General features: G+C 54.7%; 18 protein-coding genes. 12 read left to right on the top strand and 6 right to left on the bottom strand.

Going from position 1 to position 15,890, the window contains the following annotated elements; genetic code table 11:
* Positions 1-110: 110 nt before the first annotated feature.
* The 5 genes from sctV to V9K95_RS16350 all read right to left on the bottom strand — a co-directional run bounded on the left by sctV (position 111) and on the right by V9K95_RS16350 (position 4,300).
* Positions 111-2,246, bottom strand: coding sequence for a type III secretion system export apparatus subunit SctV (gene sctV, locus V9K95_RS16330; protein ID WP_336441486.1), 2,136 nt, complete (start codon positions 2,244-2,246; stop codon positions 111-113).
* Positions 2,243-2,578 (bottom strand): type III secretion protein, encoded by a 336-nt coding sequence (locus V9K95_RS16335; protein WP_336441485.1) that lies wholly within the window; start codon positions 2,576-2,578, stop codon positions 2,243-2,245. Before V9K95_RS16335 ends, sctV begins: the two co-directional genes overlap by 4 nt.
* Complete coding sequence (locus V9K95_RS16340; RefSeq protein ID WP_307277453.1) at positions 2,575-2,967, bottom strand: hypothetical protein; 393 nt, start codon at positions 2,965-2,967, stop codon at positions 2,575-2,577. Before V9K95_RS16340 ends, V9K95_RS16335 begins: the two co-directional genes overlap by 4 nt.
* 123 nt (positions 2,968-3,090) lie before the next feature.
* Complete coding sequence (locus tag V9K95_RS16345) at positions 3,091-4,002, bottom strand: SctD/MshK family protein (protein WP_307277450.1); 912 nt, start codon at positions 4,000-4,002, stop codon at positions 3,091-3,093.
* Positions 4,003-4,138: 136 nt separating this feature from the next.
* On the bottom strand, positions 4,139-4,300 hold the full coding sequence (locus V9K95_RS16350; RefSeq protein WP_307277448.1) for a hypothetical protein: 162 nt from the start codon (positions 4,298-4,300) through the stop codon (positions 4,139-4,141).
* A 377-nt stretch (positions 4,301-4,677) separates the two neighbouring features.
* On the opposite strand from V9K95_RS16350, the gene V9K95_RS16355 reads away from it, so the two are divergent.
* From V9K95_RS16355 to sctT, 12 genes are read left to right on the top strand one after another with little or no spacing between them, the layout of a single operon-like run.
* Complete coding sequence (locus V9K95_RS16355) at positions 4,678-5,370, top strand: type III secretion protein (protein WP_336441484.1); 693 nt, start codon at positions 4,678-4,680, stop codon at positions 5,368-5,370.
* Positions 5,370-5,558, top strand: coding sequence for a hypothetical protein (locus V9K95_RS16360; protein ID WP_115055048.1), 189 nt, complete (start codon positions 5,370-5,372; stop codon positions 5,556-5,558). The genes V9K95_RS16355 and V9K95_RS16360 overlap by 1 nt, the downstream gene beginning before the upstream one ends.
* 40 nt (positions 5,559-5,598) lie before the next feature.
* Entirely contained in the window at positions 5,599-6,012 is a 414-nt protein-coding gene (locus V9K95_RS16365; RefSeq protein WP_336441483.1) for a hypothetical protein, read from the top strand.
* Positions 5,996-6,802, top strand: a complete 807-nt coding sequence (gene sctJ / locus V9K95_RS16370) for a type III secretion system inner membrane ring lipoprotein SctJ (protein WP_442958576.1) — start codon at positions 5,996-5,998, stop codon at positions 6,800-6,802. The genes V9K95_RS16365 and sctJ overlap by 17 nt, the downstream gene beginning before the upstream one ends.
* Complete coding sequence (locus V9K95_RS16375; protein ID WP_336441482.1) at positions 6,799-7,476, top strand: type III secretion protein; 678 nt, start codon at positions 6,799-6,801, stop codon at positions 7,474-7,476. Before sctJ ends, V9K95_RS16375 begins: the two co-directional genes overlap by 4 nt.
* Positions 7,476-8,078, top strand: a complete 603-nt coding sequence (locus tag V9K95_RS16380) for a FliH/SctL family protein (RefSeq protein WP_115055044.1) — start codon at positions 7,476-7,478, stop codon at positions 8,076-8,078. Before V9K95_RS16375 ends, V9K95_RS16380 begins: the two co-directional genes overlap by 1 nt.
* The gene (locus tag V9K95_RS16385) at positions 8,075-9,421 is read left to right on the top strand and encodes a FliI/YscN family ATPase (protein WP_336441481.1); all 1,347 of its coding nucleotides are present in this window, start codon (positions 8,075-8,077) and stop codon (positions 9,419-9,421) included. The genes V9K95_RS16380 and V9K95_RS16385 overlap by 4 nt, the downstream gene beginning before the upstream one ends.
* On the top strand, positions 9,418-9,909 hold the full coding sequence (gene sctO / locus V9K95_RS16390) for a type III secretion system stalk subunit SctO (RefSeq protein ID WP_336441480.1): 492 nt from the start codon (positions 9,418-9,420) through the stop codon (positions 9,907-9,909). Before V9K95_RS16385 ends, sctO begins: the two co-directional genes overlap by 4 nt.
* Before the next feature lie 2 nt (positions 9,910-9,911).
* The gene (gene sctQ / locus V9K95_RS16395) at positions 9,912-10,970 is read left to right on the top strand and encodes a type III secretion system cytoplasmic ring protein SctQ (protein ID WP_336441479.1); all 1,059 of its coding nucleotides are present in this window, start codon (positions 9,912-9,914) and stop codon (positions 10,968-10,970) included.
* Complete coding sequence (gene sctR / locus V9K95_RS16400; protein ID WP_115055040.1) at positions 10,963-11,622, top strand: type III secretion system export apparatus subunit SctR; 660 nt, start codon at positions 10,963-10,965, stop codon at positions 11,620-11,622. The genes sctQ and sctR overlap by 8 nt, the downstream gene beginning before the upstream one ends.
* A gap of 2 nt (positions 11,623-11,624) precedes the next feature.
* Positions 11,625-11,894 carry an EscS/YscS/HrcS family type III secretion system export apparatus protein gene (locus V9K95_RS16405; RefSeq protein ID WP_115055039.1) on the top strand — a complete coding sequence of 90 codons (270 nt, stop codon included), beginning with the start codon at positions 11,625-11,627 and terminating at the stop codon, positions 11,892-11,894.
* A gap of 6 nt (positions 11,895-11,900) precedes the next feature.
* Positions 11,901-12,731, top strand: coding sequence for a type III secretion system export apparatus subunit SctT (sctT, locus tag V9K95_RS16410; RefSeq protein ID WP_115055038.1), 831 nt, complete (start codon positions 11,901-11,903; stop codon positions 12,729-12,731).
* A gap of 11 nt (positions 12,732-12,742) precedes the next feature.
* On the opposite strand, the gene V9K95_RS16415 is transcribed toward sctT, so the two are convergent.
* Positions 12,743-15,862, bottom strand: coding sequence for a LysM peptidoglycan-binding domain-containing protein (locus V9K95_RS16415; RefSeq protein WP_336441478.1), 3,120 nt, complete (start codon positions 15,860-15,862; stop codon positions 12,743-12,745).
* Between the last annotated feature and the right edge of the window lie 28 nt (positions 15,863-15,890).

Genomic DNA, 15,890 nt, shown 5'->3' on the forward strand with positions numbered 1-15,890 from the left:
TGGGCGCCGGCAAACGTGCCGGCCGGATCCTTTTAAAGGAATTCAGTATGAGCATAGGGTAATTGTCCACCACATTCTGATGTTGCTGGTTACGGAAACTGACTGAACGCTTACTCATTTGCCCCTGCCCCGATCTGCCGCATCTGGCCGGAGGCCGGTAGCGAGATATAGCCAAGAGACTGCACACTGAATTCCGGCGAGATTTCCTGGTAGGAAAGAACCGGCAGATTGATATCGTTTCGTATCAGGAGATTTCTGATAGGACGGCGAATATCCATTGTTGTCAGCACTGTTCTGACGATATCCGTATCCCTGCCATTGAACCGGCTTTTCAGCTGCTCGATGATGGGACGGGATATATCTTCGGGAATATTGATCGAAGGGTTGCCCGGCCCCTGATTCACGCTGGCACGGACTGCATCTTCGGTTTCCCGCGTCAGCAGATAGGCAGAAACGATCCGGTTCATTTCCGAATGCCGGTGGCAAATCTGCCTTGCCAATCCGATACGCGCATACTCGGCCAGCACATAGGGGCTTTGGATCTGCGGTCCCCATTCGACGATGGCCTGCAGGATGACACGCAGATTGGTGATCGGGATATCCTCTTCAACCAGCCTGCGAAGAACCTCGGAGATTTTCTGCAGAGATGAAACGCCTACGGCTTCCTTGACCAGATCGCCGTAATCCTCCTCAACCTGCGACAGGAGAAAACGAACCTCCTGCACATCAATGAAGTCGGATGCATAACGGCGCACAGAGCGGGTCAGAACCTCCATCAAAACCGCAACGGGCTCATGGAATGTTATGCCGGCATCTTCCAATGTCTGCCTGTGGTTTTGCATAACCCACACGGAATCGTTCCGTCCGATAAGAACGGGGCGCACCTGATAGGGGATGGACATGAGTTCGAGATGAACTGTTTCATCCGTCACCAGAATCTGATCGATAAAGATTATTCCGTCCGTGACCGGAACGCCTTCAAGATCGATGCGGAACTGGTCAGGTTCCAGCGTCGGATCGGTGCGAATGCCGATCTGCGGAACACGCACACCGATATCGGTAAGGACGTTGGCGCGGACCTGTTCAATGTTCTCTTGCAATACCGGAAGCGCCGCAGTCTCCGCCAGATGCGAACCAAGGCAAAGGACCAGGCGCTGCGAGCCGGGCAGAAGTCCTGTTTGCCCGTCTGCCAGTGTCAGTGGCGGCTTGGTTATATTGCCGATCTGAAGGACATTGCCGGCATTGTCGTCATCGGTATCCTGGCCGCCAGCCCTCTTGTGCACGACATAGGCAAGTCCGCCTGCCAGTGCCGAGAGTGTCCAGAACACGAAGGTCGGGAACCCCGGAACGACGCCAAAGCCGAAAAGAATAACCGCCGCCAGGGCGAGAGCACGATGGTTTGCACCCAGCTGGCCAATGATCTCGCTGCCCAGATCCTCGTCCCGGTCAGAGGTTACCCGGGTCACCACCATGCCTGCGGCGACTGCCATCATCAGCGCCGGTATTTGCGAAATCAAACCATCGCCGACAGTCAGCAGCGAATAGGTATGCGCTGCCTCGCCGAACGGCAGGCCATGTTGCAATGTACCGATGGCAAGGCCGCCGATGAGATTGATCGCAATGATGATCAACCCGGCAACTGCGTCGCCTTTGACGAATTTCATGGCGCCGTCCATGGAGCCATAGAACTGGCTCTCGCGCTCGAGACCCTGACGCCTGCGCTTTGCCTCGGCCTGATCTATATCGCCGCTGCGCGCCTCGCTATCAATGCTCATCTGTTTGCCGGGCATGGCATCAAGAGCAAAGCGCGCACCGACTTCGGCCACGCGCTCGGCGCCTTTTGTAATCACGACAAACTGGGCAATGGTGATGATCAGGAAGACAACAAGACCGATCACGACCTCGCCGCCCACAACGAAATCACCAAAGGCGGCAACGATCTGGCCGGCATCGGCCTGAAGCAGAATCAAACGCGTCGTGGTAATCGAAAGCGAAAGACGAAAAAGCGTGCCAAGCAGGATAATTGACGGCAAAGCCGAAAACTGCACGGGCTTCGAGATATAGAAGGCCACAACAAAGATAAGCAGGCTGAAAGCGATGTTCATACCAATCAACATGTCGACAAGAAATGTCGGCAGCGGAATGATCATCATGATGATGGCAATCAGCATGAAAGCCGCAATGACAATGTCCGAGCGCTTGGAGGCCACCCGCGCAAAGCGATTGAGCGAGGCGAGAATATTCATGCCGACCGCCTTCGTTCTACATAATCCTGAAACGTCTCGCGGGCCCGGTCATGTTCGCCGCGAAGCCACTGCGCCCTGCTTTTGAGAAGGGAAAGACCAGGGGCAACTGTACCTTCAATATCTTCGATTCGATCAATGGCAGTCAGCGCGCGCGTGGCGGATTCGGTTTCGACAAAGACCGCCGCCAGGGATTTGAGGATTGACGTTTCATGCGGGGCAATCTTTGCGGCCAGTAGCAGAAACACCAATCCGCGTTCGGGCTGCCCCGCCCTGCAATAGAGATAACCGAGCCCATGAAGAAATTCGACACTGTCCCGGCGCTGCTGAGTCACTGGCCCAATGCCTGATTTTGCGCAAGACTGAGCCGTTCCTGCAATTCACGCCTGCTCTCTATCTCTTCCGTCAGCATTGATGCGGTGATGGCAGCGATTTCCTCGTCAATATCCAGCTCCGGCAGCAGATCATTGATGAGATAGTCCAGAATCTCCTGCGATCGCGCCAAATCGAACACGCCGGGATTTGCCAGTTTTGGCTTTCGCAGCCGTCCTATCTGGCCGATGAATGGTTCTTTGGCGCGCCGCGCTGCCTGCTCGGAGCGAGCCAGGGATGCGTCGAATGCTTTGGATTGTGCCTGCTCGACCCTCGTGGCATCGGGACGTGCGGAAACTGACCCGAGCTGCGCCCGAATCCGATCTTCCTGCCGACGAACGTCAAGTGCCATTCGCATCCCCCATCACTGCGTTTTGTCTCCACATACAAAAGACGCAGCAATTATTTATCCGGCGCATAAGTCCTTCCAAAAATCATTTACAATTCCTGGGGTTATGCGCATTAAGGCAGAACTCTAGAACGTCAGGACAAACTCTTCGCCCTGACGGGCCGCGGTCAGGCGTCCGTCACGAATGTCCTTGATGATCCAGCCATCTTCGAGCGCAGCTCCCTTATAGAGCCGCGTTCCATCTGAACTGATGGCGTAGGGCGCATCCCCGAACCACACAGCCTGCAAATTGAATTTGGGTTGCACTTTGGGCGCCATAGCCCCGACCATGCTGGTCAGGACATAGGTTCCGCCGTAGGTGCGATCGAACCAGTTCTGGATATTGGCCCAGGCCTTGTTCTCGTCTGCGGTCAACTCGCCCGACACTGTCAAACGCGTCCCGTCCGCATCAACTTTGAGACCGGAAAGGCCATTTTCTGCAAGTCTGGTCTTGAGCGACGCCGCCACCGGTTCATCAGCAGCAGGAGCATGAACGCTCTCGATGACCTGACCATGTTTGGCCGAAAGATGGGCAACAGCAGCATTGTTCGAACCAAGGAAATCCCCGACCCCTGCCTGGACGGCAGCAATCGTCAAAAGCGTCAGCGCGCCGCCGCCAATGGCGATCCAGCTGGCTCTTGGCATTTTCCGCAATGAATCGCCCTCAGGCACGGGTGAGGACAGTTCGATCGTTGCGCCACCGATCTGAAATTCGAAAGGCAAGGGAGAACGCACGCCATGGCCAGCCGGCACAAGCGTGTCATCATCAATGACGACATCGCCGTCAATGGCCTCGATCAGTACATTCGAACCTTGAAGCTGGAGCGTCATGTGATGAGCACCGACATCGCGGTCGCTAAGCGTCAGGTCACAATCTGCCGCTGATCCCAGGCGATAGGCATTGCCTTCCAGCGGGAGCAGTACGCCATCATGAACACCCGCCGTTACCCGGAGTAACAATGCTGGTTTTGGTTCTTGAAATCGAACAATGGAGCCCATGACGTTTGCCTCGTTTGTAAAGTATTTGAAGTATTCGCATGCGTCTTTACATCGGGCTCAAACTGGCAAAAGGCGCCCGACCGGCAATAGAAATTTGCGCAGATGACACATTTGCCACCTGCGCAAATTTTAAAAATCAGTTGTTTGGACGCTGCTTGGCAGCATCAAGTGCGACCTTCTTTTCAGTCGTGATTTCGGTGATTTTTGCGGACTTTTCGATCGCCTTGTCAAAAGCTGCTTCCATCTTTCCGATTGAAGCATCCGAGCCCGTCGCTCCACCAACACCTTGAACAGCCATGCTATTTCTCCTTGAGATTGACACTCATCTATAGAAATCCAAACCGAATTATACTGTCTCGGCGCCAGCCGGGGCATAAGACTAAGCGAACTGGCTAGTAATCGGTGATAGTATGAAAAAATAGAGAAGGCAATTTAACAAAGTTCAGTTCATATTACAAAACGTAACGATAGTTGATATCGGAATCGTATCAGTACAATTTTTTGCGCCGCAAGATCAAAACTAATTCAAAATTTGAACTATTCGCAATACATGATGTTACTACTGACAAAAAATGTCAGTAGGGTCAAACTACATTTAGTTTATAGTTGCGTTGCATCTGATTCATTGCTGTTATAGAGGTAAATGTGACACTTCGCATTAGAGGGTGCTTTCGCATGACTTTTCCGATGACCGTTGGGCATATGCGAAGGCTCGTTGTGTCGATTGCCACAGCAGGCCTCGTTTTTACGTCCTGCGATTTGGCATTTGCAGCGGCACCCGAATGGTTCGGCAAGCGATATTCCTATGTACTGATCAATCAGGATATTCGCGACGCGCTGAAAGAATTCGGCCGCAACCTCGGTGTTCCCGTTGCGCTTTCGGACAAGATACGCGGTCAGGTGCGAGGTGAAGTGCGCGCCGATACGGCCGGCGCTTTCCTGACACGCCTGGCCGAAGCAAACGGATTGATCTGGTACTATGACGGATCAATACTTCACATGAATTCCAACGAAGAATTCGCCACCCAGATTATCGACCTTGGCCGGGCAAATGGCGGGATGGTTGTTGATGAGGTTCAGCGTCTTGATCTCATGGATGATCGCTTCTCCATCAAGTCCACCCCGAACGCCCCGGCGCTGCGCGTTTCCGGCCCTCCCGCTTTTATCGCCATGGTTCAGCAGGTCGTTTCGACAGTTCAGCCACCACCCCAAGCCACAGCGGACGATCCTCGCGTACGCGTGTTCCGCGGCGGACAGAAAAACGAAGTCGTAGAAGAAGTTGCCCAATCCGAACCGCGAAATACAGGACAGAACAGCGCGCGCCGACAAATATCAGCGGGTGCCGAACAGCAGACAGGAGAGCAGTAATGGCTACCCCACAGATTTCCAATGTTACGCAGCAGCCAGCCAATCAGCCGACACCTTCGGAACAACAGCAGCAATTTGAAGAAGCGCTGAATCAAGCTGTGATGAGTGGCGGCACCTCGCTGATTGGCCAGGAAATGATGAAAATCGCCAATGAAATGTTGAACGAAGCCATGTCCGAGGACGAATGAGCCCTATCGCTGAAAGTCCGGATCAGATGGAGAATTTGTTATGACAGCAGTCTCGGCAGCCGTAGCCGCAACAGTGCAGGCAGATGCGACAGCGACCCAATCTGTCGCTTCGCAAAATCTTTTCGAGCATATGTCCCGCAATATCCAGACGCTGCCACAGGGTGCAAGTCCGGCCGACCTCGGGCGCTCACTGGTTGAGGACCTGAAAGGGTTTGTCGAGCGCAGCGGGAAATTCGTCAATCGCACGAATGAAACGGATAAGGGCACCTCGCTGCAATCCTTCACCAGCACGGGAAGCAATGGCGAAAAATCCGCCAAGGTGGAAGGCGATGCCATTGCTCGTGTCGTACAGGAATTGGGCACTGTGTTCGATCATTCGATTGAAACACAGATGGTCGTGCGTGGAACAACGCAAATAACAGGCGCAGCAAATACACTTGTCAAAGGTCAGTAAGCTTCGCATGGAGATTAGCCCGGTACAACGATGCCTGATCGTGGCGATGACTTGCCTCGCCCTGCAGGCATGTAAAGAGGATCTTTATACCAATCTCGAAGAGCGGGAGGCCAATGCCATGGTTGCCGCCCTGCTCCAGAAGGGCATCCCCGCGGGCCGCGTTCTGCAAAAGAATGGCAAGCTTTCTGTGACGGTCGATGAAGACCAGTTCGCGCAGGCAGTTTCAGTTCTCAACGAGGCCGGTCTCCCCAAAACGCAATTTGCGACGATGGGCAGCGTCTTTAAACAGGAAGGACTCGTCGCCTCTCCTGTCCAGGAAAGAGCGCAGATGATCTTTGCGCTGAGCGAGGAACTATCCCGCACTGTGTCGGAGATTGATGGAGTTGTTTCCGCCCGGGTCCATGTGGTTCTGCCGGATAATGATCCGCTGCAACGCAATGCAGTTCCCGCTTCAGCCTCGGTTTTTATCCGGCACGAACCCAATCTGGATATCAATACGCTGATACCGCAGATCAAAACCCTTGTAGCAAATGGTATTGCCGGACTTACCTATGAAAAAGTGTCCGTCATACCTGTGGTCGCAATGACAAGTCCCGCTATAGGCACCAATACTGAACTCACATCATTCCTCGGCATATGGATGCTCCCGGCCAGCGCCGCGAAAGCCAAATGGCTTTTCGGTCTCTTGCTCATCGCGGTACTCGGTCTTGGCGGAGCGCTCGGCTACCTGTTCTGGCAAAAGAAGCGCAGACGGGTCTATCCGCTTGTACCTGTGGGACCCGCCAAGTGAGCGAGGGTCTGGGTTCGGCCAACGAAGCAGCAAGCGCTCCATCCGGACAGCCGGATTGGAACAGTCTTATTTCAACTCCCGCGAAGCTCGTCCACCCGGAGCGTATTGTTGCCTGCTATGACGGTGTGATTTCATCAGACGTAGCGGCGCAACTTCAGGCATCGAGAAGGGTACAGAGGCAGCTGACATCACTGCTGATGGATCGTTTCGCATTGCCGGAATTGCCAGCGCCGATGAGCATTGACCCGGCTGACGTTCATCTGATTTCTATCCGGGCCGATCAGATTGCGGCTTTGATCCCTCTTGCCGGTGCAGTTTTCTGGGCACAATTTCTGGCCAGCGAAATCCGCACCAATGAGGTAACCGAGATAAAGCGGCGCATCGGTGAGGTCGCGTTTCAGGCAGCGCTTGCCAACCGCGATCTGGCAGGCAACCTGCCTTCCCCGGACAGCCTCGATGCTTTGGAAGCCAATCTTGAGGCCGACGGTTATCGATGCCTTGCGAGCTGGCATGCAGCACTGCCGGCGGCGATCGGCGCATGGGCCCGCCTGAAACATGCCAATGACCGTTCTCTCATCCCATTTCCGGACGCAAAACAGCGTGCCCTTGGCGCAGCGATCATGCGAAGGCTTGCGGTAAATCCAGACTCTTCACCCGCACAAGAGGCAGTGTGATGAGCCAGTTGCCGACGATGCCCGGATCAAAGATTATTCGCGAGCAGGATGTTAAGCACTGGATCGACGGCTTTGCTTTTGTCGAAGCGACCAGAGCCGAAGCTATTGCCCAGATGGAAAAGATCCATGGGATTCAAGAGACAAGCCGCAAGGAGGGTTATCAGGCGGGATTCCAGCAAGGAGCGCTTGAGGCTTCGGCCTTGCTGACGACAACAACCGCCCGCGTCAATGATTATGTTGCCGGGCTTGACCGGCAGCTTGTTGACCTCAGCCTTTCCATCATCTCAAGGATTTTCGGCAAGTTCGACGATGCGGAACTGGTTGCAAAACTTGCACAACATGCATTGCAGGGATTTCAACGTGAGCGGGACATCACGATAACTGTCGCTCCGGACATTGCCGAAGACGTAGCCCGGCGGATCGCCTCTGACTATGTCAATCCTTCGCTGAACATCACGGTTCTTCCCGATCCCCGTTTGAGCGGCACCAAATGTGTGCTTTCAAATGCGATAGCAGTCGTTGATGCGGGACTGGAAACGCAACTTGCCGCCATCCGTGAGGCCCTTGTCGCACCCCGGCGACAGGAGGGAGCGGCGGAATGAAACGAGAGTTCAATCCGCCCGATCTCAGCCAACTCATGGGCCGGCTGCAGGACAGCGCGGCCAAGGCTGATACGCGCCCTGTCCGGGGCCGTATTCGCAAGATTACCGGCATTATCGTGCATGCAACGGTTTCGATGGTGCGCATTGGTGAATATTGCCATCTGCGTGACCCCGTGTCGGGAAAAATCGTCCCCGCCGAAGTGGTTGGCTTTCATGACGAGGAGGCCGTTCTCACGCCAATCGGCGATCTCGACGGCATGTCTACACGGGCGGAGGTGATACCCACCGGCCATACATTGCAGATTCCGGTAGGACCGGAATTGCTGGGCTGCGTTCTCAATCCGCTTGGTGAAGTTCTCAGCCGCACGGGCCTGCCCACAGCCCTGTATACCGGCACTTATTATCCCACGCACAATGTTCCTCTCCAGCCATTGCAACGCGACCTAATCCAGTATCCGCTGCAGCTGGGTGTGAAGGCTATTGATGGTCTTCTTACAGTGGCACGCGGGCAGCGCATCGGCATATTCGGTGAAGCTGGCGTCGGTAAATCATCGCTGCTTTCCAGCATTGTACGCGGCACACAGGCAGACGTTATCGTGATCGCGTTGATCGGCGAACGCGGACGCGAGGTGCGGGAATTTATCGATATTCAGCTCGGCGAAGAAGGCCGGAAACGTTCCGTTGTTGTTGTTGCAACCTCTGATCGTCCTGCCATCGAGCGGGTCAAAGCAGCCTATGGCGCCACGGCAATCGCTGAATATTTCAGAGATCAGGGCCAGCATGTGTTGCTGCTGATGGACAGCGTGACCCGCTTTGCCCGTGCGCAGCGCGAGATCGGCCTTGCGGCAGGGGAACCACCGACGCGGCGAGGTTTTCCCCCTTCCCTGTTTGCCGCTTTGCCGCGCTTGCTTGAGCGCGCCGGGCCGGGCCTTGGTGGATCCATTACCGGCCTTTACACGGTGCTCACCGAAGGCGACGGAACACTTGATCCTGTGGCCGAAGAAACAAAGGCTATTCTTGACGGACATATTGTTCTGAGCAGTGAACTTGCCCAACGCAACCATTTTCCTGCCATTGATGTTTTGCGAAGCCGCAGCCGCCTGATGGATGCGGTTGCCAGTAAAACCCACCGTGCCAACGCAGCTCAAGTCCGCGATCTCATGGCGCGCTATGAAGATATAGAGCTGCTGTTGCGCGTCGGGGAATATAAGCGCGGAGCAGATCCGCGCTCGGACGCAGCGCTGGACCGCCATGCGCAGATCGAGCAATTTCTCCGGCAAGGCAGCGACGAACATTTCGGACTTGCCGAGACTGAACTGCAATTGCAGGGACTTCTCGCATGAGCCAGGAAAAGAACCTGAAAAAGCTCATGGAGCTGCGCAAATTGCGCACAAGACTTGCCGAAGAGGCCTCCATTCGTCAGCAAAATGCCGAGAGAACTGCATCAATGGCCGTGGACGCGGCAGCAGAGCGCATCATCCAGAATGATGAAAGTCGCCTCAGCCGAGAAACGGCAATGTATGACCAAATGTCCGGCGGTTTGCTCGGCCGTCAGGCACTTGATGATTATCAGGACGCTCTGTCCGCATTGACCTATCAGGCTGCCCATCTCCAGCAGATGGAGGCGCAGGCAAAGGTCAAACTGGTTGAAGAAGCAGATAAGGCCCGCGAAAAAGCCGCCGAACATCTTTCCAGGCTCCGGCAGCATGACAAGCTCGAGCTTCTTCTCGAGAAACAGGGCGTCAAAAAGGACAAACGGGCCGGTTTGATGACGGAACTGGAGGATGAGGACCAGCAGAGGCCCGCATCATCAGTTCACAAGGGACTTTGAGGATGAACATGCTCGCAGAGACGCAAACATTCTCAAAAACCCGGCCCTTGGACGCAAAGGAGCCCCTTGACTGGCTACCTTCAGTCAACCCGGATCATATTGCCATTTTGAATATGTTTCCGAGGAAACCCATTTCCGTACAGTTGACCAGGAGCGGGCCTGAAATCGGCATGTATCTGGCCGACAATGCTTCGCTCCTTCTCAATCCAGTTACGGTGCCGGTCGCCATAGGGCCATGGGCCTGTAAACTGGTATTGTCGGCAGGCACGCTTGAGCGTCTTGTTCAGGGATTCGGCATCACCAAAATGATCGCCGGTCTTGAGCCACGCCAGCGTACCATCCTGATCGAACATGTTCTTTCGGAACAATTGGACCGGCTCGAGGAGATCATCGGATATCCCATTCGTTTCGGCGATCAGGAGGAGGTCGCGGATTACGACATCATCTTGCCGTGGGTTCTCGATTTCGACGATTACCCGCGTAATGCTGAATTGCACCTGACGCGTGATTCCGCAAAGCTTCTTGGCAGTGCGATCAAGCAAACTCATGCTCCCGAGGCGACGGAACTGCTGTCGCGTATCGAATTTCCGGTGCAGCTTTGCGCCGGAACGCAGGTCCTGACGATGGCAGAATTGCGCGGTCTTAAAGCCGGTGATGTGATCCTGCGCAGGGAATCATCGGAGGCCGATCCCATTGCCATTCTCTCGGGACGGTTCACTGCTTCAATTACACCGGACGGACAGACACACAGACTTACCAGCGGGTGGAGCCTGCCCGCAAAGAATGGGGAGACTTCGACCATGTCGCAATCCTATACCAACCCTTCCGGATCGGCAGGATTCGAACAAGTTGACGACCTCCCGGTAGAGCTGGTCTTTGAAATCGGCCGCTGCGAACTGCCTTTGAGTGAAATTCGCAAGCTCGGTGAAGGCAGTGTCCTGCCCGTTGCCGCCAGCACTTCAAATGCCGTGAACATATTGGCCAATGGCCGTCTGGTTGGCAGCGGCGAACTGGTCAAGATCGGCGCTGGACTGGGCGTAAGGGTCGTCCGGCTTGGGTGAGTATCAGACCAATCTCATACCCATCATCATTGTTGTCTCGGTTATCGGGCTGATCCCGCTTGCCGTGGTGACAATGACGGGATTTCTCAAGATCTCCATCGTGCTGTTTCTCATTCGCAACGCCTTGGGTATCCAGCAATCGCCACCCAATCTGGTCCTGTACGGCATCGCACTGATCCTGACCGTATATGTAACGACGCCGCTCGTGGGCGAGATGTATCGCATTCTGGAAGCCCAGCAGGTCGACACGCAATCAATGGATAGTATGAGGGCTGCCGCAGAAGCCCTGCGACCGCCCTTGCAAGCTCATCTTTCCAAGTTCACCAATGAAAACGAGCGTCAGTTCTTCCTGCAGGCAACCGAGAATGTGTGGTCGCCTGAAGCGCGCGCTGACCTCAAGCCGGACAGTCTGCTTGTGCTCATTCCGGCGTTCGTAAGCTCGGAACTCACTCGCGCATTCGAGATCGGCTTCCTGCTTTATCTGCCGTTTCTGGTCATCGATCTGATCGTCTCGAACGTGTTGATGGCGATGGGCATGATGATGGTGTCGCCGACCCTGATCTCGATACCTTTGAAGATCTTTCTCTTTGTGGCAGTCGATGGCTGGTCCCGCCTGATGCATGGTCTCATACTAAGTTATGGAGGCACGTAGCTGTGGGTCAGACCGCTTTTCTTGCACAGATGCAGAATGCGCTTTTGACGGTTCTGCTTGCTTCGGCACCGGCATTGGGGATCGCCATTATCATTGGCATCAGTGTGGGCCTGATACAGGCGCTGACACAGATTCAGGATCAGACATTGCCACAGGCGGTGAAGCTTGTTGCCGTCATGCTTACCCTCATTGTGCTTGGGCCGACACTTGCCGTGCAGGTCGCCAATCTGGCAAGTCATGTGCTTGACAGTTTTCCGGCAATGACGCGTTAGCGGAATATGGACGCTATCTCCAGCACATCGTCCTTCCTTGCCCTCGCCTATCCCTTGCTCGTTGCAATGGCCATAAGCGTTGCCCGCGCGCTGGGCATGATCATGGTCACGCCCGCCTTCATCCGGCTGGGACTGACTGGAATGATCCGCTCCAGCGTTGCGGTGGCGATCTGTATTCCGGCTGTCCCCGGGGTGCTGAATGGAATTCTTGCCGAAGGGCAGCTCGGCAGCCTGCTTATTACCGGTCTGCTCGTTAAAGAACTGATTGTCGGCATGATCATCGGCATCGCCTTCGGCATCCCGTTCTGGGGCGCAGAGGTTGCAGGCGATCTGGTCGATTTGCAACGTGGCTCGACATCGGCACAGTTGATCGACCCTTTGCAAGTGAGCGAAACCAGCATTGCCGGAACTCTTCTTGTCTTTGCCCTGCTCGCGCTGTTCTTTATGTCAGGCGGGTTTCTGCTGCTCGTCGATGGCTTCTATAAAAGCTATGAATTGTGGCCCGCGGTCAAATTCGCCCCGGTGATCAACGTGAATGCCATTCCCGCCCTGCTCGGGGTTCTGGACCGCATCATGCAAATCGCGGTCATTTTGATTGCACCTATCGTTCTTGCCCTGCTCTTGACTGATTTGATGCTGGCCTATCTTTCGCGCATGTCGCCGCAGCTGCATGTTTTCGATCTGTCGCTTGCCATCAAGAACCTGCTTTTTGCCGTGTTGATGGTGCTCTATATTTCCTATCTGGTGCCCTACATGATGTCAGAGTTAAAGGACCTCCGGGGAACCTCGGACATCATGCGTTCGCTCGTGGATGGCGTACCCCAAAAAGCACCCTGAGGCTCATAGCCTCAGGCCACGGATATGCCAAGCTGCCGGAGGGTGGCATCAATCTGCGCTACGGATTGAGGGCTCGCATCACCGTCATTGATCTTGTCGGCAAGACTTGGAAGCGTCACCGCAGCTTTGCCCGAGGCGCTTTGTGTGCGGTGATTGAGCTTTTGCGGATCAGTGTAGTTTGCATCCCCTTCCGCGGTGGCGGGAAAGCGGGAAACGTCCCCATTCAGACCATCAAGCGTATGATGCAGATTATCACGCAGTGTAGCGAGCTTGTCTTGCGGTATGGCATTGAGCCAGCTGACGAAGCTTTGAAGGTCTGCGGGCTGATCAAGCTTGTAGCCCTTCAGCTCTGCATATTTCACAAGCAATGGAACAGGACTGAACCCTTCGCCGCTCTGATCAACCAGTGTCTTCGCGGTTTCTTGCGATAATTGGGCGTGCTGCAAAAACCGCATGGAGGTGTCTGTCATATAGATATTCGACTGGCGGGTATTCGTAAGAAGCATCTGGCCAATGACCGCAGCTCCTACAATGACCAGACCAACCGGTCCTGCCATAGATCCAGTCCCGAAAGCGGCGAGTATACCACCTGCACCAGCAGCGGCCTGTAATGTACCCATCTGCCAGTCACCGCCCATATAGGAGCGCGTCGCCAGCACCAGATCGAAGCTTGCACCAACCGACCCCAACCACTTTGCGGCGGTCGTGCTGCTGCTGCCGAAATGTTTCACGGCCATTGAATCCGGGTTGATCTGCTGAAAGCCATTGAGCAATTCGATGGTGCGCTGCCCCACACCGGCAGCATCGATGAAGACCTTGAACTTCATCAATGGGTCCTGACCCGTTCGACTCAATGTCGAGGCCAACCCCACGCCCACGGCGGCCAGTCCAATCAAGCGCAACATCTGGCCGGGAACTGTCGTATTCTTGAACGACTTCATGCCATCATTTGTGTCAGTCAACCTGGCGTCGAGGTTTTTCAACTTCTGGACCATTTGGGCTTCAGTATCACCCGCTGCCGGAAGTGCCTCCTCGACTGCGCTCAGTGCTTTCTTGAATTCATCGTCGGGTATGCCAAGCAATTTGGCAGCAGGAGAATTGTGCAAGGACGCTATGCCAGCCTTGGCTCGCTCAATGCTGGCAGGGTCGTTCGGATTGAGATTCCCGAATGACGGCAAGACCGTCCGGCGCACGATCTGCGTCATTGCTTCTTCTGCAAGTTTCCGGCCACGATCCGTCAAGCGTGCCTGATGGGATAACAGGGAAACAACAGCAGGTTTATCCAGTAGCGCCGGATCATTCTTCAGCGCGACCTGCATAGCCATGACTGATTTGTCGTCGGAAAGGATTTCCTTGATTTTTTCATCGGCAGCGCCCTGTTGAGCAGACAGCTCCGGCGGCAGATTTCCCAATTGGCTTATCTGATTGAGAAGTTGATTGCCCTTTGCGGCAACATCATTTTCCAGCGCCAGCTTCTGATCTGTCCAGCCCTGACCCTTCTCCGCTTCATAATCCGTAATAGCTTTCTCAAGCTGTTCCGGCGTCATTGTGGCGCCGTGATTTGCGATCAGCCATTGGAGCTCCTGCATATGGGCGGAGTATTTGTCGACACTGCCATTCACAGAACCTTTGGAGAATTCAACGACACTCGGGAGGATCGTGTTCTCCAGATAGGCACTTGAGGGAGACGTCGCAGCTCGTTCGATCGGAAAATCAAGGCCTGAGCCTGAAATGATCGCCATACGCATCGATGTGGGGTTTCCAACATCCATGTCTATAAAGTGGTCGATGACGATCTGGCCTTTTGGCGTGTCACCGATTCGACCAAGAATCATATTGAGATTTTGCTGCCCCTCCAGGCCAATGAGGTCACCACCAATCTTCTCCTGCTTGCGTGCGTTTGCAGCCTCTATCGTCGGCAAAGCATCAAGCATCAATTGCGCTGCCAGCTGTGGATCCGCATTTTTGGTCAAGGCTTCCAGTTTGCGCATGGATTCCGCACTATCGCCTTGATCGCTGATCGCCTTTTCAGGATCATAATCCTTGAGCCTCTCTGTCGCCCAAGTCGCAGCATTGCTGATGAGCCCTTTGGCATCGGCATTGCCGTCAATTGCAGCCTGCACTTCTGCCGGCGCTTTGCCATAGACGGCATTTAACGCATTGAACGCTTCATCCGGTTTGCCCGCTGCCTTCGCATCGTCAATAATCCGCCGTGCCTGCGACTCGATTTCGGGTCCATGATGGGTCGAAGGACGCAGTGTTATGCCAAGCTCTTTGGCCGTGTTTTCCAGCGCGACTTGCGACGGTCCCGCATCGGTCCAGTCGCGATCGTAAAGCGCCTGAAGGGATTTGGTGCGCTCGCCTTCCGGAATGTCTTGAAGATAGTCCTTTACATCCGCTGCAATATTTGCGGTTCCGGCCTTATAGTCAGTGTTTGGATTATCGGAATATTGCAGCTTGTTGCCTGTCGCATAGATTTCCTTTGCAAAGGCTTCCTGAGGATCGGCGATCAAATGCCTCTCTGTGGCAGCGGCTTCTATCGCGCTCAGCGCCGGACTTGCATCCTGCCAATCGCTTTTGTTTCCAATGAGCCTTGAAACGGCGGCCTGCCGTTCACCTGCCGGAAGCCCATCGAGATAGGCCCCTACATCCTGCTGTATGCCTTTGGTTTCACCAGGAAAATCGGTCTTGGATGGATCATCTGCATATTGAAGATTATTTCCGCGCTCATAAAGCTCGTTCTTGAAAGCAGCCTCGCCCGCCGGTACGCCCTTGCTGTCCTTGACGGTGTCCGCAGCCAGATCCGGCGCAATATGAGGAATGATGATGATGTCATTCGGATTGACCAAATCCACTTGATTGTCGTGAAGTCCCTTGTTTGCCTCAACTACGTCGCCAAACCGCACATTGTTATCCTTGGCGATTTCCCAAAGACTATCACCCGGCTGAACCACGATCAGCTTTTCTTTCTCGGGGTCGAATGAGCTTGGCCCGCCTGCCTGCGCACGTTCGCGCACAGCCTGCCTGATTTGCTCCACGAAGAGTTGCTGTTGTTGCGTAGAGGTCAGCGGTATCTTGTTGCCATTGGCATCAAAGCGGTTCTTACCATCTACATCTATACGAAAAGACATCGCGTTCTCCTGCCTGATGGGGAAATCG

It is taken from the genome of Phyllobacterium sp. CCNWLW183 (assembly GCF_037203775.1).
GTDB classification, from domain to species: Bacteria; Pseudomonadota; Alphaproteobacteria; order Rhizobiales; family Rhizobiaceae; genus Phyllobacterium; species Phyllobacterium ifriqiyense.